At 72.9% G+C, this 19,552-nt stretch carries 18 protein-coding genes; 7 read left to right on the top strand and 11 right to left on the bottom strand.

The window, feature by feature from the left end; all coding sequences use genetic code 11:
* Position 1: 1 nt before the first annotated feature.
* From AB0883_RS26470 to AB0883_RS26450, 5 genes are read right to left on the bottom strand one after another with little or no spacing between them, the layout of a single operon-like run.
* Positions 2 to 844, bottom strand: coding sequence for a carbohydrate ABC transporter permease (locus AB0883_RS26470; RefSeq protein ID WP_132239790.1), 843 nt, complete (start codon positions 842 to 844; stop codon positions 2 to 4).
* On the bottom strand, positions 834 to 1,781 hold the full coding sequence (locus AB0883_RS26465) for a sugar ABC transporter permease (RefSeq protein ID WP_366644037.1): 948 nt from the start codon (positions 1,779 to 1,781) through the stop codon (positions 834 to 836). The genes AB0883_RS26470 and AB0883_RS26465 overlap by 11 nt, the downstream gene beginning before the upstream one ends.
* 12 nt (positions 1,782 to 1,793) lie before the next feature.
* Positions 1,794 to 3,077: a sugar ABC transporter substrate-binding protein gene (locus AB0883_RS26460; RefSeq protein ID WP_366644036.1), complete on the bottom strand. Its 1,284-nt coding sequence runs from the start codon at positions 3,075 to 3,077 to the stop codon at positions 1,794 to 1,796.
* A gap of 23 nt (positions 3,078 to 3,100) precedes the next feature.
* Positions 3,101 to 4,696 (bottom strand): FAD-dependent oxidoreductase, encoded by a 1,596-nt coding sequence (locus AB0883_RS26455; protein WP_366644035.1) that lies wholly within the window; start codon positions 4,694 to 4,696, stop codon positions 3,101 to 3,103.
* A 32-nt stretch (positions 4,697 to 4,728) separates the two neighbouring features.
* A complete protein-coding gene (locus AB0883_RS26450; RefSeq protein ID WP_366644034.1) occupies positions 4,729 to 5,781 on the bottom strand; it encodes a LacI family DNA-binding transcriptional regulator in 1,053 nt (350 codons plus the stop codon).
* Between the two features lie 497 nt (positions 5,782 to 6,278).
* Here AB0883_RS26450 and AB0883_RS26445 point away from each other — a divergent pair, with 497 nt between their 5' ends.
* Together AB0883_RS26445 and AB0883_RS26440 are read left to right on the top strand one after the other, a co-directional pair.
* On the top strand, positions 6,279 to 7,637 hold the full coding sequence (locus AB0883_RS26445) for a hypothetical protein (RefSeq protein WP_366644033.1): 1,359 nt from the start codon (positions 6,279 to 6,281) through the stop codon (positions 7,635 to 7,637).
* A 168-nt stretch (positions 7,638 to 7,805) separates the two neighbouring features.
* Entirely contained in the window at positions 7,806 to 8,633 is an 828-nt protein-coding gene (locus AB0883_RS26440; RefSeq protein ID WP_366644056.1) for a DUF72 domain-containing protein, read from the top strand.
* Positions 8,634 to 8,786: 153 nt separating this feature from the next.
* Here AB0883_RS26440 and AB0883_RS26435 read toward each other — a convergent pair whose 3' ends face one another.
* A complete protein-coding gene (locus AB0883_RS26435) occupies positions 8,787 to 9,752 on the bottom strand; it encodes a zinc-binding dehydrogenase (protein WP_366644032.1) in 966 nt (321 codons plus the stop codon).
* Positions 9,753 to 10,081: 329 nt separating this feature from the next.
* On the opposite strand from AB0883_RS26435, the gene AB0883_RS26430 reads away from it, so the two are divergent.
* Positions 10,082 to 11,308, top strand: a complete 1,227-nt coding sequence (locus tag AB0883_RS26430) for a peptidoglycan DD-metalloendopeptidase family protein (protein ID WP_366644031.1) — start codon at positions 10,082 to 10,084, stop codon at positions 11,306 to 11,308.
* Between the two features lie 85 nt (positions 11,309 to 11,393).
* On the opposite strand, the gene AB0883_RS26425 is transcribed toward AB0883_RS26430, so the two are convergent.
* Complete coding sequence (locus AB0883_RS26425) at positions 11,394 to 12,182, bottom strand: class I SAM-dependent methyltransferase (RefSeq protein ID WP_366644030.1); 789 nt, start codon at positions 12,180 to 12,182, stop codon at positions 11,394 to 11,396.
* 45 nt (positions 12,183 to 12,227) lie between these two features.
* On the bottom strand, positions 12,228 to 12,995 hold the full coding sequence (locus tag AB0883_RS26420) for a hypothetical protein (protein WP_366644029.1): 768 nt from the start codon (positions 12,993 to 12,995) through the stop codon (positions 12,228 to 12,230).
* 269 nt (positions 12,996 to 13,264) lie between these two features.
* On the opposite strand from AB0883_RS26420, the gene AB0883_RS26415 reads away from it, so the two are divergent.
* Positions 13,265 to 14,317 carry a hypothetical protein gene (locus tag AB0883_RS26415; protein WP_366644028.1) on the top strand — a complete coding sequence of 351 codons (1,053 nt, stop codon included), beginning with the start codon at positions 13,265 to 13,267 and terminating at the stop codon, positions 14,315 to 14,317.
* Between the two features lie 45 nt (positions 14,318 to 14,362).
* On the opposite strand, the gene AB0883_RS26410 is transcribed toward AB0883_RS26415, so the two are convergent.
* Positions 14,363 to 15,520, bottom strand: a complete 1,158-nt coding sequence (locus AB0883_RS26410) for a citrate/2-methylcitrate synthase (RefSeq protein WP_366644027.1) — start codon at positions 15,518 to 15,520, stop codon at positions 14,363 to 14,365.
* A 68-nt stretch (positions 15,521 to 15,588) separates the two neighbouring features.
* On the opposite strand from AB0883_RS26410, the gene AB0883_RS26405 reads away from it, so the two are divergent.
* Positions 15,589 to 16,788, top strand: coding sequence for a citrate synthase (locus AB0883_RS26405; RefSeq protein ID WP_366644026.1), 1,200 nt, complete (start codon positions 15,589 to 15,591; stop codon positions 16,786 to 16,788).
* A 6-nt stretch (positions 16,789 to 16,794) separates the two neighbouring features.
* On the opposite strand, the gene AB0883_RS26400 is transcribed toward AB0883_RS26405, so the two are convergent.
* Positions 16,795 to 17,286, bottom strand: a complete 492-nt coding sequence (locus tag AB0883_RS26400; protein ID WP_366644025.1) for an FBP domain-containing protein — start codon at positions 17,284 to 17,286, stop codon at positions 16,795 to 16,797.
* A gap of 70 nt (positions 17,287 to 17,356) precedes the next feature.
* Between AB0883_RS26400 and AB0883_RS26395 the strand changes: the two genes are divergently transcribed.
* Entirely contained in the window at positions 17,357 to 17,944 is a 588-nt protein-coding gene (locus AB0883_RS26395) for a WHG domain-containing protein (RefSeq protein WP_366644024.1), read from the top strand.
* Here AB0883_RS26395 and AB0883_RS26390 read toward each other — a convergent pair.
* Positions 17,941 to 18,684 (bottom strand): N-acetyltransferase, encoded by a 744-nt coding sequence (locus AB0883_RS26390; protein WP_366644023.1) that lies wholly within the window; start codon positions 18,682 to 18,684, stop codon positions 17,941 to 17,943. The genes AB0883_RS26395 and AB0883_RS26390 overlap by 4 nt on opposite strands.
* Before the next feature lie 472 nt (positions 18,685 to 19,156).
* Between AB0883_RS26390 and AB0883_RS26385 the strand changes: the two genes are divergently transcribed.
* Positions 19,157 to 19,519, top strand: coding sequence for a hypothetical protein (locus AB0883_RS26385; protein ID WP_366644022.1), 363 nt, complete (start codon positions 19,157 to 19,159; stop codon positions 19,517 to 19,519).
* Positions 19,520 to 19,552 lie beyond the last annotated feature (33 nt).

The following is a 19,552-nucleotide window of genomic DNA, read 5'->3' as shown; positions in this document are numbered from 1 at the left end:
GTCATCCCTTGAGCCCGGTGTGCGCCAGACCCTCGACGAACTGCTTCTGCGCGATGACGAAGACCACCAGGACCGGCAGCGCGGTCATCGACGCCGCCGCGAGCTGGACGTTCCACATCGGGCCGCCGTAGGCGTCGACGAACTGGGTGAGCGCCTGCGGCAGGGTGAACTTCTCCGGCGAGGAGAGGAACACGATCGGTTCCAGGTAGAGGTTCCAGCTGTGCAGGAAGGTGAAGATGGCGACCGCGCCCAGCGCGGGCCGGGACAGCGGCAGGGCGATCTTCCAGAAGGTGGCGAACCGACCCAGCCCGTCCACCCGGGCCGCCTCCTCCAGTTCGCCGGGGAGGCTGATGAAGAACTGCCGCATGATGAAGGTCGCCAGCACGCTCGGCGCGCCGAGGATCGGCACCAGGATCAGCGGCCAGTGGGTGTCGACCAGGCCCAGCTTGAAGAACATCTGGAACAGCGGCACGATCGTCACCTCGCTCGGGATGAGCAGGCCGGCGAGGATCACCAGGAAGAGCACGTTCTGGCCACGGAAGCGGATCCGGGCGAAGGCGTACCCGGCCAGCGCCGCCACCGCCAGGGTGCCGACGGTGACCACCAGCGCGATGTAGAGGCTGTTCAGGTACTGCTGGCCGAACGGCTGCAACTCGAACACCCGCCGGTACGCGTCCAGCTCCGCGTCGACCGGCAGCAGTTTCGGCGGGAAGGCGAAGATGTCCGCCACCGGCTTCAGCGACGAGGTGACCATCCACCAGGTCGGGAAGACGAAGGGGACCGCCAGGACCATCAGCACCCCGTAGAGCACCAGCTTGGTCCGGCGCGACAGCTCACGACTCATGGTGGACCCACCTCTTACGCATCTGCCACTGCAGCACGGTGAGCGCGAGCACGATGACGAACAGGACGATCGACAGGGTGGCGCCGTAACCGAAGTGGTGGAACTGGAACGCCTGCTGGTACAGGTAGTAGACGAGCACCGTGGTGGAGGTGCCGGGGCCGCCCTGGGTGAGCACCGCGATCTGCGCGAAGACCTGCAACGAACCGACCACCGTGATGATCGACGTGAGCAGGATGGTCGGGCTGATCATCGGTACGGTGATCCGCCAGAACTGGCGCAGCCGGCTCGCCCCGTCCACCTCGGCGGCCTCGTACAGCTCGGCCGGCACGCCCTGGAGCGCGGCCAGGAAGAGCACCATGTTGAGGCCGACGTTCTTGAACACCTGCACCACGACGACCGAGAACATGGCGGTGCCCTCACCGCGCAGCCAGTTCGGCCCGTCCACGCCGACCGTGTCGAGCAGGCCGTTCACGCCGCCGTTGTCCTGCAGCAGGAACCCCCACACGATGGTCCAGGCGACCAGCGAGACGACCACGGGGGAGAAGAACAGGGTGCGGAACACGATCGTCCCGCGCAGCTTCTGGTTGAGCAGTACGGCGAGCAGCAGGGCCAGGCCGAGGTTGAACACCACCAGCCCGACCGAGAAGAGGCCGGTGGCCCGCAGCACCGAGCCGAGGTTGGTGTCGTCGGCGAGGTTCGCGTAGTTCTCGGTGCCGACGAACTCGAACGTGCCGGCCAGCACGTTCCACTCGTGCAGGCTGTACCAGACCACCAGGATCAGCGGCAGGATCACGAAGACGGCGCTGCCGAGCAGTTGGGGAGCGATGAACAGGTAACCGGTGAGCTGGTCGCGGCGGCGGCTGGTCCAGTACGGCCGCGACCGGTCCCGGGTGGGCGGGGCCTCGACCCCGCCCACCGTCGTGTCCGTCTGGGACATGGTCAGGCTGCCCTACTTCGCCAGCAGCGGCTGGATCTTGGCGCAGACACCGTCGAGGACGGCCTTGACGTCCGCGTCGGCCTTCCAGAGCGGGTCGAGCCCGGCGCGCACCTGCTGGCTGAGCTCGGCCTGCCCGGCGTGACTGGGCTTGACCACGCCGTTGGTGATGCCGTCGATGACGACCTTCTGCAACTGCTCGGGCTTGAGCGTCGGGTTCGACTTGGCCAGCGTCTCCGCGGTGAGCTGCGACTGGCGCGGCGGCGGGAAGAACTGGGCCAGCTTGGCCGAGTTGGTGGGGTTCGTCAGGAAGGCGAGGAAGTCCGCCGCCGCGTCCGCGTTCTTGCTCTTCTTCATCACGCCGACGCCGGCCTGACCGACCACGGCGTAGCTGCCCTTCGGCCCGGCGGGAAGCGGCACCAGGTCCCAGCCGAAGCCGTCCGGCTTCAGCAGCGAGGCACGGGAGATCTGGGTGACGGTCATGGCGGCGTCACCGGCGAAGAAGTCGGCGGTCGTACCCGGGCCGGGCAGCGCCTTGCCGGTGAAGATCGCCTTGTGCAGGGTGGTCATCGCCTCGACCATCTCCGGGGCGGCGAAGCCGCAGGACCTGCCGTCCTCGCTCCACGCCTGGGCGCCCCAACCCGTCCACACGGTCGACAGGTTGTCCCAGCCCTTGTAGTCGAAGTCGCGGATCACCAGGCCGGCCTTGCCGGTCGCGCCGGCGGTGGCGCCGGCGACGGTCAGCGCGGTGTCCCAGTTCCACTGCCCGGCCGCGATCAGCTCGGCCGGGGTCTTCTGCCCGGCCTTCTTGAGCAGGTCGGTGTTGACGAAGACCCCGAACGGCGAGGTGGAGAACGGGTACGCGTACAGCTTGCCCCCGTTCTGCCAGAGCTTCAGCGTGGCGGGGGAGATGTCCTCGTACTGGTAGCCCTCGGTCTTCTTGAGCTTGTCGTCCAGCGGCAGCAGCGCGCCGGAGGCGACGAAGTCGGGGGCCGAGTTCTCGAACACCCAGGCCAGGTCGGGCGCGTTGCCGCCGGCGATCTGCGTGGTCAGCGTCGTGGTGTAGTTCTCGAACGGCAGCGGGTCGAACGTGATCGCCGCGACGTCCGGGTGGGTCTTGCGGTACTCGTCGGCGATCTCGTTGAACAGCTTGAGGTGCGCCTCGTTGGCGGACCAGACGGTCATCCGCAGGCTGGCCGGACCCTTGTTCTCGGCCTCGTCACCGCCACCGCAGGCGGTCAGCGCGAGGACGCCGGCCAGTGTCGCCGCGACACCGCGCACAGCCTTTCCCAATCTCATGATCTTCTCCTAAACGGGGGTGTTCAGTAGCCCGCGATCTGAGGCCAGCGCAGTTCCACGCCGGCCGCCGAGAGGCGGTCCTGGAAGTCGGCCAGCAGGCGGGGGGTGCCGCGGACCGCGCGCGGGGACTCGCCCCGCGCCAGACAGAAGTCGGCGAGCATGCCGGCGACCTCGCCGACGTTCCACTCGACCGGGTGAAGCCGGTAGCTGCCGTTGGTGATGTGGGTGGTGCCGATGTTCTTGCCGGCCGGGAGCAGGTTCTCGACCCGCTGCGGGATCAGCGCGCCCAGCGGGATCTCGAACGGGCACGACCCGACGTCGATGTAGTTGTCGCCACCGGTGGAGGGGTGCAGGTCGATGCGGTACATCCCGACGCCGATCGAGTCCGGGTAGGCGACCGCGCCGTGCTCGCCGCGCACGGCCAGCGACAGGTCCTGCTCGACCACCGTGTACTCGGCCCGGATGCGGCGCGACTCCCGGATGTAGGGCGCCTGCGCCAGGCCGTCACGGCTGCCGGTCACGTCGCCGCGCAGGCGCAGGCCCGGGAAGCCGGTCCCGCCGTCCGGCCGGGGCGCCTCGGTCTGCATCCAGTAGAGCACCGAGTACGACAGCTCGCGGGCCTTGCTCAGGTGCCACGACGCGTTCGGCACGTCGATGACCGGACCCTCGAAGTAGTCGATCATCGGCCAGTTCACCAGCGTGATGTCGCTGTCGTACGCGCCGTCGGTGAAGTTGCGCCGGGCGGCGATGCGCCGGAACGTCCAGAGGTTGCCGTCGCCGGGGTTGAGCCGCTGGTCGGCGTTGACGGCCAGCGGGTCGTCGTCCGGGTTGGGGGTGAAGCTGCGCTCGACGATCTCCAGGGTGCGCGGGTGCGGCGACCGCCAGGACAGCAGCCGGTCGCCCCAGAAGTCGGGCTTGTAGTCGCGCCAGAAGTCGTAGTTCGCCGGCCGCTCGATGGTGTGGTCGCCGTCGACGTGGTCGAGGGCGAAGCAGACGGAGACGGCCTGCATGTTCATCGGCTGCGCCTCGGCCGGCGCGCTGGGCTCTCCGGTGTCGGCCTGCGACTCGAAGCCGGTGACGTACTCGGTGCCGGTCAGCGGCAGCAGCTCGCCGGTCTCCGTCGCGTCGAGGATGTACGGCGCGACGAGGTCGATCCGCTCGTCGCGGTCGCGGTGCGCGACGGTCACGCCGACCACCCGGTCCCCGTCGGTCTCCGCGGCGACCGGCCGGTACGGCTGGAGGACCCTCAGCCGGCCGGAGCCGAGGAACGGCGCCAGCATCTGCTCGATGACGGCGACGGCCACCCGGGGCTCGTGGCAGACCCGGCTCACCCAGCCGGCTCCCGGGTTGAGGTCGGTCCAGGCCCGCGACCGCTCGGTGAGCGGGTAGTGCCGGCGGTAGTAGTCGCGGATCCCGGTGCGCAGGGCCCGGTAGCTCGCGGTGGCTCCGAACTGTTCGATCCAGGAGTGCTCGTCCGGCGGGACGGCCTGGCTGGTGAGCTGTCCGCCGAGCCAGTCGAACTCCTCGGTCAGGATGACCGACCGGCCGGCCCGGGCCGCGGCGAGCGCCGCCGCCACCCCGCCCAGCCCGCCCCCGACGACGAGGACGTCCGCACGCATCTGTACCACTTGCTTCCTTCCGGGTTGCACGGTCACCGCTCAGCTGCGGTGGACCGCCGATCAGGGGTGCCGAGGGTGTCGCCCTCGACGAGTTCGCAGGGCAGGAGCCGCTGCTGGACGCCGACGGCGCTGCCGTCGATGACGCTGGCGAGCACCTCGACCGACTGCCGGCCCATCTCCTCGCGGGGGATGCGGAATCCGGTGAAGGCCAGGTCGGTGGGAACCGGGACCGTCGGGTCGCCGAGCGTCAGGATCGACAGGTCGGCCGGAACGCTCAGCCCTCGCCGCCGGGCGGCCTGCTCCAGCGCCACGGCCGTGGCGAAGTCCTCGACGAAGGCCACCGTGGTCCGGTCGGCCAGCAGGTCGTCGAGGATGGCCTCGGCGTCCCGGGCGACGGTCGTCAGGTGGCGGGCGCTCTCCGCGGCCGTCGCGGCCTCGACGAACCCGCGCCGCCGGTCCGCCGAGGACTCGGCGCTCAGGTCCGTGTTCAGGTAGGCCAGGCGCCGGTGGCCGCGGGCCAGGGCCAGGGCCACCAGCTCGCCCACCGCCGCCGCGTAGTCGGCACCGACGTAGGGCACCGGGCCGCCCGCGTCGTCGCGGCGCCCGACGGCGACGTACGGGAAACCGTCGCGGTTGAGCCGGTGCAGCTCCGCGGCGTCGATCTCGCGCCCGAGCAGGATGCAGCCGTCGGCGAGGCGGAGCCGGTTGTCCTGGTGGAAGATGCGTCGCCGCCCGTCGACCACCGGGGCGCTGGTGAACAGCAGCAGGTCGCAGCCGGCCCGCTCCGCGTACTCCTCGATGCCCAGCAGGAAGGGGTGGAAGAAGTCGCGGCTGCCGCTGGGGAAGGCGGGTTCGTAGGTGAAGACGCCGATGATCCGGTTGAACCGTGCGGCGAGCCGGCGGGCCACGGGATCGGCGGCGTATCCGGTCTCGGCGATTGTCCGCAGCACGCGGTCGCGGGTCTCGGGCGCGATGCGGACGTCGGCGTCGGCCCGGTTGTTGAGCACCAGCGACACGGTCGCCTGACTGACGCCGGCCAGCCGCGCGATGTCACGCTGAGTGACGCGTCGGGGTGTAGAGGGCACAACAGGTCCTTCCGGTGCGGCTAATGCGTATTAGCGCTCGGCGTTGGGGAGGAGCCTGGCGGGCCGACCGGGTTTGTGTCAAGGGTTGGGCGCAGAGATTTCGTGAAGATGAAGTCCCTGGAGTAATGCGGATTAGCTCGGGTCGATCGACGCGCCCTGCGGGGGGTGGCGGCTCCCGCCGGGGCCGACGGGCGGTCCCGCCGGGGCCTACGGCCGACCTCTTGACAGAACTCGTCCGGGTCGAGCAACATTCGAGAAGCATAGATGGTAATACGTATTAGCAATCGAGGCGGACGGCCCGCTCACCCTCGCGGTGGCCGGCCGTCTCACGCAGCGTGACTTGTGCCGCCCTGCGGCGGCGTGCCGCCGACGTCCACAGTCGTCACCGGTGGGGACCCGTCCCCGCCCCCTGAGCTTTCCGTCGACGGCCCCGTGCCCCGGCGGCCCGTACGGGCTGCCGGGGAGCCCCACCACCCACCGACAGAGCAGGAACAGCGATGACGAAAGCACCCGTCCGAGTGTCCGGTCGCGCCGCCGTGGCGGCAGCCGGCGCGGGCATGCTGGTGACCGCGCTGGCCGGTGCGGCTCCGGCCGCCGCCGACCCGGCCCCCGACTTCCCGCGCTTCACCTACGCGGGCACCGCGTTCGACAAGAGCGCCCTGACCTACAACCCGACCAACGAGTTCATCTTCCCGAGCGTGATCCGGGCCGCCGACTACTTCCCCAACCCGCTGGGCACCTACTACCTGTACTACGCGCCCCACGAGCGGCCCGGCGGGATCGCCCTGGCGTACGCGGACTCGATCAACGGTCCGTGGACCGAGTACCGGGCCAACCCGCTGATCGGCAACACCTGGCTGCCCCACTACTCCACGGTCAGCCACATCTCCTCCCCGCACGCGATCTGGGTCGAGGGGGAGCGCAAGCTGTTCCTCTACTTCCACGGCGAGAACTCGATCACCCGGTACGCCACCTCCGAGGACGGCATCCACTTCGACTACGGCGGGACGGCGGTCAGCCGCGACGACAGCACCGGCGGGGAGACCTCCTACGCCCGGGTGTTCGAGCACGCCGTGCCGCGGCTGGGCAGCCGGTACCTGATGCTCTTCATGGACAATCCGACCGCCGCGCCGCCCGGGCCGACCGGGCCGGTGTCCCGGCGGATCCGCTGGGCGGTCTCCCCGGACGCGCGGACCTGGACGATCCAGCCCGACCCGATCGTCACCCCGCAGGGCGTCCAGGGCCCGAACGCCTCGGGCCCGTTCTTCCTGCGCTGGAACGGCCGCAACCTGGTGATCTTCCACGCGGCCGACGGCAACATGCACGCCGTGGACGTCGGCGACGACCTCGACCGGGAGGTCCACCTCGGCGTCGTGCACGACTCGATGGCCGCCGCGCCGGACCTGGGGCGCTCGGCCGCGCCGACGTTCTACTTCGACGGGCGCACGGCGCACATGTACTACGAGGCCGGCGGGCGGCTGACCGCGACGATCGGCCACGCCGTCGCCACCCTGGACCAGCCGGTGCCCACCCGCGAGGTGGACTGCGTGGTGGACCGGCCGGTGCTGTGGCCGCCGAACCACCAGATGGTCGACGTCACCGTGACGGCGGACCTGCGCGACGGGGTCCTCGGCCCGTACGCGCTCAACCTGACGGCGGTCACCGGCGGCGACGCCACGGATGTCAGCGACTTCACCGTCGGCACCCCGGACACCAGCGGCCGGCTGCGGGCGGAGCGCGACGGAGCCGGTGGGGACAGGGTCTACACCCTGACGTACGCGGGCCACGACGAGATCGGGCGCCCGGTCGGCTGCACCGTGACGGTCACTGTGCCGCACGACCGGGGCCGCGACTGACCGGACCGGGGGCACCTGGGCGCCGGCCGTACCGCGGGTATGGCCGGCGCCCACGCCTTGGGCTCGCCCCCGCCGGCGCGGCCGGATACCGTACCCGCGGCGCGGGTCGACCCGGGTCGCGCCGTCGAGCGGTGGGAGGATCCGATGCGCCTGCACGTGGGGTGCGCCATGTGGACGCACAGGTCCTGGCAGGGGCGCTACCTGGCGCACCCGCTGCCGGCCCACGAGCGGCTGCGCGCGTACGCCGGCTGGTGCACGGCGGTCGAGGGGAACACCACCTTCTACGCCACCCCCACCCGGGAGACGGTCGCGTCCTGGGCGGGGCAGACCGACCCCGACTTCCGGTTCGTGCCCAAGCTGCCGAAGGTCGTCACGCACGAGCGGCGGCTCGCCGGCGCCGACGAGGAACTCCGGGCCTTCCTGGACGCCGTCGAACCCCTCGGTCCACGGGCCCACGCCCTCTGGATCCAGCTGCCGGGCTCGTTCGGCCCCGCCGACGTGTCCGCGCTGGCCCGCTTCCTGCGCGGGCTGCCCGCCGCCCACCGCTACGCCGTGGAGGTCCGTCACCCCGCGTTCTTCGACGACCCCCGGGCGGCGCGGACGCTGGAGGAGGCGCTCGCCACCGTCGGCGCGGAATGGGTGCCCTTCGACACGACCACGTTCTTCCGCGCCCCGCCGACCAGCGACGCGGAACGCGAGGCGTGGACCAGGAAGCCGCGCACGCCGCTGCGCACCCGCGCGCTGACCGACCGGCCGATCGTCCGGTACCTCGGCCGGGACGACCCCGCACGCACGATCGAGGGCTGGCGGCCTTGGCTCGACGTGGTGACCGACTGGCTGCGCGAGGGACGATCGCCGACGGTGTTCGTGCACACCCCGGACAACGCCGACGCGCCCGAGCTCGCCCGCCGGTTCCACGACGAGGTGCGGGCGCGGCTGCCGGAGGTCGAGCCGCTGCCGGAACCGGAGCCGGTCGGGCCGTCGACGCTGTTCTGAACGGACCCGATCCGTCGATCGCGCTCTCTCGACCGCCCGGAGCACCGTCGGCATGCGGCAGGTGGCCTACCGGATCGGGGACTTCCGCGACGAGACCGAGCGGCGCGCGCCCCGGGTCTTCCCGCACTGACCCGGCGACTGTGGCCCGCCGACTCAGGCCCCGTCCGGCTGGTTCGGGTCGATCAGCACCTTGGTGTGCTCGCTGCGTCCCGAGTCGAGTTCGTCGAGGACGTCCTTCAGCGACGACAGCCCGAAGGTGCCCGTGTGCAGTGCCGCCACGTCGATGCGGTGTGCGCCGATCGCGTGCATTGCGCCCACGAAGTCCTCGTGGTGGTAGGCCAGCGATCCGATCACCGTCAGTTCCCGGCTCTGCCAGTCGCCGTAGCTGACGCTCGAGTTCTCCAGCGGGTAGCCGAGCAACGCGAGCGTCCCGCCCCGGCGCACCAGCTCCGCCGACGGCTGGAACAGCGACGGAACGCCGCTGCACTCGTACACGACGTCGGCGCCCAAGCCCGCGGTGAGTTCGTCCAGCGCGGCCCGCAGGTCGGCGGGCTCGACCACGTGGGCGAAGCCGAGCTTGCCGGCCAGCGCTCGACGCGCCGCCGAGGGCTCCGAGATGATCATCGGCCCCGCCCCGGCGTTGCGCGCGTGTTGGGCGGTGAGCAGCCCGATCGGGCCGGCGCCCTGGACCAGGGTGGTGCTGCCGTACTGCGCCGCCACCCGCCGCACGGCGTGGAAGGTGACCGTGGCCGGCTCCACGAGCGCCGCCTCCACCGCCGAGAGACTCTCCGGAACCGGGATCACCCGCCGCGCCGTGACCTGCACCCGGGTGGCGAAGGCGCCGTGCGGCGGCGCGTCGGCGTCGACCCCGTTGGCCTCGGCGAACACGGTGTCGCAGTTGCGGGCGTGCCCGGCGACGCACTGGCGGCAGCGGCCGCACGCCGGCCCCACCGCGCCGACCACGCGCTGGCCGACCCGCAACCCGTCCACGCCGGCGCCCACCGCAGAGACCGAACCGGTCCACTCGTGCCCGAAGACCGCCGGCGGCAGCATGTGCCCGTCGGTGTAGCCGTGCACGTCCGTGCCGCAGATCCCCGTGTACGTGATGTCGACGGTCACGCGACCGGGCCCGGGCTCGGTCCCGGACACCTCTCCCGCACGCAGTTCGCGCGGACCGGCGACCGCAAGATAGCGACCAGCAGACATACGGGATCCCCCTCGGCGACAGCTCCAGTCTTCCACCCGACCCGCGCCGAGGGGCGTCGACCAGCAGATTCGTGCGGCGGGCGTCCCCGGTCCGGCGGGGCCCCGCCCGCCGACCGTGGATCTTCGGTCCCCGCGCCGAAACATACCTTCATTGCCGACGGGTCAACGTGTAGACAATCTTCCTCGTTCTGTCTATCGTCAGCACAACTTAGCGATGTCCTTCGATTTGAAAGAGGTCGTCAATGGTGCACATCAGACGATGGGCAGGCATCGCCACAGCCTTGCTGGCGACGGAACTCCTGGTCGCGGGCACCGCCGCGCACGCCGCGCCCACCCCGGACCCGGTCCGCGTGAGCGTGGAGGACGCCGTCGCCGCCAAGCTGCGCGCGCAGGTCCGGACCACGGAGGCGGAGCACGCCGGCAGCCCCGCGGCGGAGCACGCAGGCAGCCCCGCGGCGGAGCACGCCGAGAGCTCCGAGACCCGCGTGACCGTCACCCGCAGGAACGGCCAGTGGGCCTTCGGCACCGCGGTGGCCGTCACCACCCACGAGAAGGACGTCCACCCGACCGGCGCGATCTTCATCGCCCGTGCCGAGGCCGGTAGGTGGCGGGTGAACTTCGACGGCGAGGCCGGGTTCAGCGAACTGGCCGCCGAGTCGCCGCTGGTGAACAAGCAGGAGAAGGCGGTCTTCCAGCGCACCCCGAGCACCATGCAGGCGGGCGGCGACTACCGGACCGGGATGGCCCTGCCCTTCGCGGTCGGCCAGACCTGGACGCTGACCGGCGGCCCGCACGGCTGGGGCGGCTCCGAGACGCCGTACAGCTCGATCGACCTGGCCGGCGGTGACCAGGTTGTCCGCGCGGCGCGGGCCGGCACGGCGTACACGATGTGCACGGGGTGGATCCGGGTGATCCACGACCGGGGCTACTCCACCGACTACTACCACCTGTGGAGCAGCATCTCGGTCAACGGCGCCGCCGTCGGCCAGGGCGCCTACCTGGGCTACACGGGCACCGACGTCACCTGCGGCGGGGCGGCCTCCGGCCGGCACGTCCACTTCGGGCTGCGGCAGAACAGCGCCTACGTCTCCATCGGCGGGCACGGCCTCGGCAAGTGGGAGTTCGTCAACGGCGCCGGCCCCTACCAGGGCGGCGCGCGGCACGGCTCGGCCTGGGCCGGCGCCGGCGCCGGCCTCTACAACTACGGGGCGCTGGGCTTCAACCAGGCGGTGGTCGACGCCAACGGCGGGGGCTCGGTGAACAAGCGGTCCGGGCCCGGCACCGGCTACGCCGTGCGCGGATCGGTCGGCGACGGCGCCACGGTCACCGTCTCCTGCTCCGCCAACGGCACGTCCCACACCGGGCGGTACGGCACCACCGCGCTGTGGAACCGGCTGAGCGACGGCACCTGGATCTCCGACGCCTACCTGGCGAGCGGCGTGAACGGCCCGATCAACGGCTGGTGCTGACCGGCACCCGACCGTAGCGTCGACGCAGGGGTCCCGCCATCTCGGCGGGGCCCCTGCGCTTCGTGGCGGCCGGGCGTCGGACGGGTCAGCCGGGCAGGCCGAACTGGAGCGAGACGTGGACCCGCTCGGTGACCGCCTCCCGCCCGCCGAGGGCGTCGCGGACCTCGGCGGTGAACGCGGCCCGCTCCGGTGGCGAGGGCAGCAGGTCAGGTGACATCGCGGAGAAGACGCCGCCGACCATGTCGTGCACGGTGAGCGGCGCGGCGTACTCCACCGACGACTCCGCCACCCGGTAGCCGGCGGCGGCGAGGGCGTCCCGGTTGCGCCGGCGGCCGGCGGCGTCGGTCTGGCACGTCGCGGTGACGGGGTGCCCGAGCAGCCCTTCCAGGCATCCGCGCAGGGTCTGCGACCATTCGGCGTCCTGCGACCAGAGCGGGTCGCCGTTGGTGATCACGACGATCCCGCCGCCGGGGCGCAGCAGCGGCCGGGCGGCCCGGAACAGCGCCTCGCGGTCCATGAAGTGGATCGCGACGGCGACGGACAGGGCGCCGACCGCCCCGTCACCCAGCAGCCGGCCCAGGACGGGCAGGTCGGTGTCCGCGCCGAGCAGCCACGCGGCGTTGGTCGCTCCCGCGTCGAGGGCGGCCCGGCGGGCCAACGCCAGCATGTCCGGCTCCGGATCCACGCCGACGACCGCGCCCACCCGGGCGGCGAGCGGCAGGCTCAGCTGTCCGGTGCCGCAGCCGAGGTCGACGACCGTGTCGCCGTCGCCGAGACCGAAGGCCCCGACGACGGCGTCGATCACCTCCGGCGGGTACCCGCGCCGGTGTCTCGCGTAGTACGTGGCCACCTCGCCGCTGAAGCCCGTTCCCATGCCGCCAGCCTCCGGCCCTACGGCCCGGAAGGCGAGCGATTCTGCTCAGGGCAGCGCGATCCGGGCCGCCGACGGACCGTCGGGCCGTTCGGCTCGGCCCGGGGCCCCGACGAGGAGGGACTCGTGGCGACTCCACAGCCACCGCAGGTAGTGCTGGAGTTCCCCGAGGGTGGCGACCTGGTCGTCGTCCATGTAGGTCAGGATCCGTTTCACTTCCCCCGGTACGAGGTCGTAGGCGGTGGCCCCGGTCTCCGGGACGGGCGTGTCGGGGGAGACGGCCACGGGGACCGGGATGACGGGCAGGCGGAGGCTCTTCCTGTCCAGTGCCTTGAGGACCGTGAGGTAGGCGCGGGGCAGGTGGTAGGGGGAGACGGCGAGCGCGAGGCTCGCGATGCCGAGGCCCTGCGCCTGCTCGGCGATCCAGGCGGCCTGCCGGCCGGTGTGGGGGGCGGGTCCGGCCTGGAGGCAGACCCCCTCGCACCGACGGAGGCCGAGGCCGCGCAGGTGGTCGAGCGTGAGTTCGACGTAGGTCTCCTCGGCCGGGTTCCCGTTCGTCACCAGGAGGTGACGCAGGCCGGGGTTCGCCTCCCAACCGCGGATCGCGTGGCTGAGCCGCCACTCCTCTCCCTGGCCGGTGGCCACGGCGAGGGCGTCGACGCGGTCGGCGGCCGACGGGGGCAGCGTGAGGATCGCCGTGAGGGCCTTCACCACGTCCAGGAACTGCCCGGCGGTGAAGCCGGCGAGGTCCTCCTCCCCGACAAGCCGAGGGGTTCCTCCGTGGAGGTTCACCGCATGCTCCGCCCTCGTGCGCATCGAACGACGGTACTGCGTGGTCCCGGCACGGGTCGGCCGCAGTGGCTGGCCTTCGCCGGCGGGACCTGGGTGGCGCGGCCGGCCTGCGTGCCGATGGTGCTTCGCTCGGCCGGGCGGCAGGCGCAGGTGCGGATGGGCGTGGGAGCGCCGTGTGGCGGCGTGGACGGTCGGTAGTCCGGGATCGAGGGCCGAACCGCCCCTACCGGTAACAATGGGAAGTATCGACCGGCACCAGTTTCCTCATCGCGCGGCCGGTGGTTGTACGAGACGTGACGGCAGCCCCGTACTCCATCATGGCGGTCCCGGCGTCGGCGCAGCCTGCGTGGCGGATCAGGTGGGCGGAGCGCGAGAACGACCGGCGTCGGCGCGCGTACGACGCGCGGTCCGCGGCCTGGCAGCTGCGCCACGACCACCTGGTCCGGCTGCGGATCGAGGCGGCCGGGTTCCTCGGCTGTACGCAGCCGCGTGCCGGCCTGCCGGTGGCCCTCGACGACGACGAGGTCGTCTACCGGGTGCTGCCGGTCGCGGACCTGGTCGAGGTGGACGCACGGCACGGCACCGGGCTGCCCGCACCGGGCCTGACCGTCGCCACGGACGACGTCGCCGGCCGCGCGCTGCCCAGGGGCGCGCGGGTCCTCGACACCGGACTGGCCGTCGTGACCAGCCGCCGCGTCGCCTTCTCCTCGGAGCGCGGGCGGCGGCACGAGTGGAGGTACGCGGACCTGGTGGGGCCCGCGCACCACCGTGCGCTCCCGCTCACCCTGCTGCACGCCGCCGACGGGCGGCGGCTCGCCGGGCTGCGGGTGCCCGCCGCCGGGACCGTGAACTTCCGCTTCTACCTCACCCTCGCCTTCGCCGCCGCCACGGGCGGACGGGCCGCCGTCACCGCGCAGCTCGAGGCGCTCCTGGCCGCCCACCGGCGTGCGCGGCCGGTGCCACCGCCGCCGGTCCGCCCGGATCAGGCCCCGTCGAGCGGGCTGCGTGCCGAACCTCGCGCGGCCCTCGCCGCCGCCGTCGTCGCGGTGGCGTTCGTGACGCTGGCCGCCGCCGGCACGGCCGCACCCGAGCGGGTCGGCCCGCCGTACCGGGCGCAGGCCGCTCGGGGCATCACCCCCGGCGTGACGTCGGACCTTCTCGTCTCGACCGCCCCCGCCGCCGGGACGCCGGACCTTCTCGGCGCGACCGTCCCGGGCGTCCCGGGCGTCCCCGGCGGGCCGGTGGTGCCGAGGACGGGCGCGGCGAGGCCGGGGGCCGGTGCGCTGGCACCACCGGTGCGGTGGCTCGCCTGCCCGCGCGGCGGGGCCGCGCCCGTAACCGGGTGACGTCGTCGCGCCGGGCGTGCGACGCGTACGGGAACCGGACCGGGCCTAGGCCGGCGGCGGTGCGGCTGTGGTCGGCAGCGGTTGGGGCGCGCTGGCGCCGACGTAGCGCGAGTCCGGCCGGATGATCTTCGAGTCCTCGGCCTGTTCCAGCACGTTGGCGCACCATCCGATCACCCGGCTGGTGGCGAACGTCGGCGTGAACATCTCCCTGGGCAGCCCGCACAGGTGCATGACCACGCCGGCGTAGTACTCCACGTTGGTGTGCAGTTCCCGGCCCGGCTTCAGTTCCGCCAGCAGCGACAGGACCCGCTCCTCGACGGCCACGGCGAAGTCCACCAGATCGCCGCCGAGGGAGCGGGCGATCCCCTTGAGCAGGCGCGAGCGGGGATCCTCGGTGCGGTAGACGGGGTGCCCGAATCCCATGATCCGCTCGCCCTTCAGGATCCGCTCGCGCAGCCACGCGTCGGCCCGGTCGAGGGAGCCGATGGCGTCGAGGGTGTCGAGGGCCCGGCTGGGCGCGCCCCCGTGCAGCGGGCCGGAGAGCGCGCCGAGGGCGCCGCCGACGCAGGCGTAGATGTCGGCGCCGGTGGAGGCGACGACGCGGGCGGTGAAGGTGGAGGCGTTGAAGCCGTGATCGACGGTCGCGATCAGGTAGCGCTCGATCGCGCGGGCGTGCGCGGCGGACGGTTCCTCGCCGGTGATCATGTACAGGTAGTTCGCCGCGTGCGACAGGTCGTCGCGCGACTCGACCGGCTCCAGCCCCGCCCGCAGCCGGAACAGCGCGGCCAGCAGGCTGGGCGTGAGCGCGCAGAGCGCCATGGCCTGCGCCCGGCGCTGCGCCGGCGAGGTGTCGTACAGCGGGCGGGCCCCGGCGGCGAGGCCGGCGACGGCCAGCGCGGCGCGTAGCCCGCCCATCGGGTCCGGCGACGTCGACGCCGCGGCGATGTCGGGCAGCGCGGCGGCGACGGCGGGCGGGATGTGGCGCAGCGGCGCGATCTCGCGGCGCAGGGCCGTGGGATCGGCGGGCAGGCGACCGTCGACCAGCAGCGCCCAGACGTCCTCCAGGGTGCGCTGCTCCGCCAGGTCGATCGCGGAGTACTGCCGGTAGTGGTAGAAGCCCTCGGCGCCGCGGACGCGGCCGATCGTGGTGTCGGTGACCACGACGCCGGCGAGCCCGCGCGGAACGGTGATGGTGTCAGGCATGCGGGCAGCGTCACGCCGTCGAGCGGGCACGGTCAACGTTGATTCAGTCAATGTGAGACCATGCCCACATGTCCGGGGAACACCTGCTGACGACCGCCGAGGCGGCGCTTCGCCTGCGCGTCAAGCCGGAGACGATCTACGCGTACGTCAGTCGCGGGTTGATTCCCCGGGTCAAGGTTCCCGGCGAACGGATCAGCCGGTTCCGGCTGACCGACGTCGAGCGGCTGGCCGCCCGGACGCAGGCGACCCGGCCGGACCGCGACGCGGCCCCCGCGATGCGGACCGCCACCACGTTGATCGCCTACGGGCGGCTGCACTACCGGGGGCTGGACGTCGGCACGCTCGCGCCGGCGACCGCGTTCGAGGAGGTCGCGCACTGGCTGTGGACGGGGGAACGGCACCGGGGCGCCTTCGCGGCGTCCGCCGAGACCCTCGACAGGGCCAGGCTGGCGAGCGCCCACCTGCCGGCCCGGGCGCGGCTGTTCGACCGCCTGCCGGTGGTCGTCGCCGTCGCCGCCGCGATGGACCCGCTGCGCTTCGACCTGGCGCCCGCGACCGTGACGGCCCTCGCGCCGGCGCTGCTGTCCACCATGGTCGACGCCCTGCCCCTGGCCGGGCAGGCGCCCGCCGAGGAGCGGCTCGCGGCCCGGCTGTGGTCGCGGCTGACGGGCACGCCACCGTCCGCGGCCGGTCTCCGGGCGCTCAACGCCGCGCTCGTCCTGCTCGCCGACCACGACCTGGCCGCGTCGACCATCGCGGTACGCGTCGCGGCCTCGACCCGGGCGAACCCCTACGCGGCGGTGCTGGCGGGCCTCGGGGCGCTGGACGGGCCGATGCACGGAGCCGTCGGCAGCGGCGTCCACCGGATGATCGAGGCCGCCCGGCGGGACGGGGCGTCGGCCGCGATCGCCGAGTGGCTGCGGGCCGGTGACCTGCCCGGGTTCGGGCATCCGCTCTACCCGGCGGGCGACCCGCGTGGCGCGACCCTGCTCGACCTCGTCGCGGACCTGCCGATCGAGGGGGACCTGCGGCGGGCCGTGGACGACCTGACGGCCACGGCGCGGCGGCGGGGCGCCCTGCCCAACGTCGACTTCGCGGTCGCCGTGCTGTCGCACGCGGCCGGCATGGGGCCGGGCGCCGCCGAGGTGATCTTCTCGGTCGCCCGGACGGCGGGTTGGCTCGCGCACGTCAACGAGGAGTACGCCCAGCCGCCCTATCGGTTCCGCTGGAACAGCGGCTACACCGGGCCGCCCCCCGCCCTGCCGTGAGTGCGGTCAGGTGGTCACGGTGGCGATGAACGCGGCGACGTTCGCCACGGTCCGCTGGATCTTCTCCTCCAGGGTGAGTGACTCCTGCAGTCGTGCGCCGGCGCCCGCGTCCTTCTTTCCCCGCACGTACAGGGAGCAGGCGAGGTCGCTGCACAGGTAGGTGCCGACCGTGTTGCCCTGCTGCCCGGCCTTGCCCGCCTTCGGCGCGACCATCAGGGAGACGCCGCCGGTGGGGGCGGTCAGACACGTCGAGCACATGCCGCGCCGTGGTCGCGAGGGGGCGGGGCTGGGGCAGCGCAGCACGAGGGCCCTCGGGCAGCCGTCCAACTCGGTGACGAGGTAGGCGCGGTGGGGGGCCTGTGGATCTCGCCAGCCGAGGTAGTCCAGGTCGTCCCAGGGGCGCTCGGCCAGGTCGCGCGGGACGGACAGGCGCTTCGCCTCGCCCTTGGTGCAGTTCACGAAGGCGGTGCGGATCTCGCGTTCGGTCAGCGGCTTCATACGGCGGAGGCTAATTTGCCTAAAGCCATTAGGCAAATGCATAATAGGTTATGCCGATGGGTGGAGGAGCATGGCACGCGCAGGACTGACCACGGAACGCCTGACCCTGGCGGGGGCGGAACTGGCCGACGAGGTCGGCTTCGACCAGGTGACCGTCTCGGCGGTCGCCAGGCGGTTCGACGTCAAGGTCGCGAGCCTCTACTCGCACCTGAAGAGCTCCCAGGACCTCAGAACCAGGATCGCCCTGCTCGCCCTGGAGGAACTCGCCGACCGGGCCGCCGACGCCCTCGCGGGACGGGCCGGCAAGGACGCCCTGACCGCCCTCGCGAACGTCTACCGCGACTACGCCCGGGAGCATCCCGGCCGCTACGCCGCCGCCCAGCTCAGACTGGACCCGCAGACGGCGGCGGCGAGCGCCGGCGGCAGACACGCGCAGATGACGCGGGCGTTGCTGCGTGGCTACGACCTGACGGAGCCGGACCAGACGCACGCGGTCCGACTGCTGGGCAGCGTCTTCCACGGCTACGTGAGCCTGGAGCTGGGCGGCGGGTTCAGCCACAGCGCCCCCGACACCCAGGAGACCTGGTCACGGGTCCTGGACGCCCTCGACGCCCTGCTGCGGAACTGGCCCGCGCCTGACCGCGGCGCGACCCCCTAGAGCCGGTGCCTGACCCAGACGTTGGGCTCGACGTAGACGGCGTGGTCGTGCGCCACGTCGCAGTGCACCGGCACGAGGGCGCCCGGCACGTGGACCGGCCCGCTGGTGTCGAACGGCAGGCCCGTCCAGCGCCGCCAGTCGGCGAGGGTCCCGGCGATCGTCATCGACCGGGTGGCGACGCGCTCGATGCGTCCGCCCGCGCGGACGTGCACCCGCAGCCAGGGGTCGACCGGCAGGCCGTCCTCGCGGACCTGCGCCGCGTACTCCGCCATCGGCAGTTCGGGCCGGGTGTGCTTGCCGCTCGGCCGGACCGGCGCGACGAGCGTGTCGTAGCCCCGTTTCGCGACGGCCTCCCGCATGGCGGCGAGCATCACGGCGGACAGCCCGGTGCCGCGACGGTCGGGCCGGATGCAGATCTCCAACGCCGAGACGATGTTCGTCTCGGCGCCGGTCAGGCGGTTGATCGTGGAGCGCTGGATCACCCGGTCCCAGCCACCGTCGGGAAGCTCGGACTCCGTCCAGCGAAACGGCACCGCGTACGCCCGGGCGACCGCACGCGCGGGGTCGGTGGGGTCCACGGCGGCGAACACGAACTCGGGATACAGGTCGTGGGCGACGCCGTAGTACACCGCGCCCATCGGGTCCCACAGCATGAACGGCGGCCACGCCCCGTCGAAGTCCTCGTCGAGCGAACGGCCGAGGTCGGGGCGGTCCGCCAGGCTCACGATGTCGAGGGTCACGGCGGAAACGTAGAGCGCCGGGTCGCCCACGCGCACGCCAATTTCGGGGCCTGTGTGACGGGTCACGGCCGCCCCGACCGACCCGGCAGCCCTCACGACGGGCGCGAGGCGCCCGGCGCTGGCCGGTACGCGGGCGTTCGGTCTATGGTGACGCCGTGATCGCCCCCGGCCCCTCCCGGCAGCCCCGCACCGCGGCGTACCAGGAGTTTTCTGCCCCGTCGCGGACGACTGCGACGGCCGGGCCGCGGGCCCACCTCGCGGCGGGCGCGATCACCCGTCGCCTCGTCGCGCCGTCGGTCGCCCGCGTCCGCCGGGGCACCGTCGCGCCGATGGTCGCGCCGCTGACCCGGCGGGCGCCTCGCCAGGGCCGCCCGCCGCCACCCGGTCGAGATCCACAGGACCGGCACACGGCGGGCGGAGCGCATCAGCGCTCCGCCCTTTCTTTCGTTGCGAGCAGGGAGAAGGACCGATCGTGTACGTCGCGAACAGGCAGGACGAGCTGGGAGTGCTCCGGATCGTCCTGGAGGAGCAGTACGAGCGGCACAGCACCCAGTTGGCGCTGCTGGACCGGCAGGCCCGCCAGGTGCGCTCCGACGGCGCCGATCTCGAGGCCGCCGCCGCGTTGACCGCCGCCACGCGACGGGCCCTCGGTGACATCGCCCGGGCGCTGCACTACCTGGAACAGGGCCGCTACGGCACCTGCAAGGGGTGCGACCGCGACATCCCGATCGAGGAGCTGGCGCACCGCCCGTCGGCCCGGTACTGCGCCACCTGCCGGCCCTCGCCCCACCGGCGCGCCGCCCACGGCCGCACCAGCTGCGACTGTCGTAGCTAGGCGCGCCACCCGTCTTCGCCGGCGCGGTCCTAC

This window comes from Micromonospora sp. NPDC047812 (genome assembly GCF_040704175.1).
Taxonomy (GTDB): Bacteria; Actinomycetota; Actinomycetes; order Mycobacteriales; family Micromonosporaceae; genus Micromonospora.
The sequence above is the reverse complement of the archived record's forward strand: the minus strand, read 5'-3'. Positions and strand labels throughout refer to the sequence as shown.

Coding starts and splice junctions, on each gene's coding strand:
- AB0883_RS26455 (WP_366644035.1), bottom strand. CDS start 4,696: ATGCGTGCGGACGTCCTCGTCGTCGGGGGCGGGCTGGGCGGGGTGGCG.
- AB0883_RS26430 (WP_366644031.1), top strand. CDS start 10,082: ATGGTGCACATCAGACGATGGGCAGGCATCGCCACAGCCTTGCTGGCG.
- AB0883_RS26465 (WP_366644037.1), bottom strand. CDS start 1,781: ATGTCCCAGACGGACACGACGGTGGGCGGGGTCGAGGCCCCGCCCACC.
- AB0883_RS26425 (WP_366644030.1), bottom strand. CDS start 12,182: ATGGGAACGGGCTTCAGCGGCGAGGTGGCCACGTACTACGCGAGACAC.
- AB0883_RS26420 (WP_366644029.1), bottom strand. CDS start 12,995: ATGCGCACGAGGGCGGAGCATGCGGTGAACCTCCACGGAGGAACCCCT.
- AB0883_RS26440 (WP_366644056.1), top strand. CDS start 7,806: ATGTGGACGCACAGGTCCTGGCAGGGGCGCTACCTGGCGCACCCGCTG.
- AB0883_RS26400 (WP_366644025.1), bottom strand. CDS start 17,286: ATGAAGCCGCTGACCGAACGCGAGATCCGCACCGCCTTCGTGAACTGC.
- AB0883_RS26395 (WP_366644024.1), top strand. CDS start 17,357: ATGGCACGCGCAGGACTGACCACGGAACGCCTGACCCTGGCGGGGGCG.
- AB0883_RS26410 (WP_366644027.1), bottom strand. CDS start 15,520: ATGCCTGACACCATCACCGTTCCGCGCGGGCTCGCCGGCGTCGTGGTC.
- AB0883_RS26460 (WP_366644036.1), bottom strand. CDS start 3,077: ATGAGATTGGGAAAGGCTGTGCGCGGTGTCGCGGCGACACTGGCCGGC.
- AB0883_RS26405 (WP_366644026.1), top strand. CDS start 15,589: ATGTCCGGGGAACACCTGCTGACGACCGCCGAGGCGGCGCTTCGCCTG.
- AB0883_RS26445 (WP_366644033.1), top strand. CDS start 6,279: ATGACGAAAGCACCCGTCCGAGTGTCCGGTCGCGCCGCCGTGGCGGCA.
- AB0883_RS26470 (WP_132239790.1), bottom strand. CDS start 844: ATGAGTCGTGAGCTGTCGCGCCGGACCAAGCTGGTGCTCTACGGGGTG.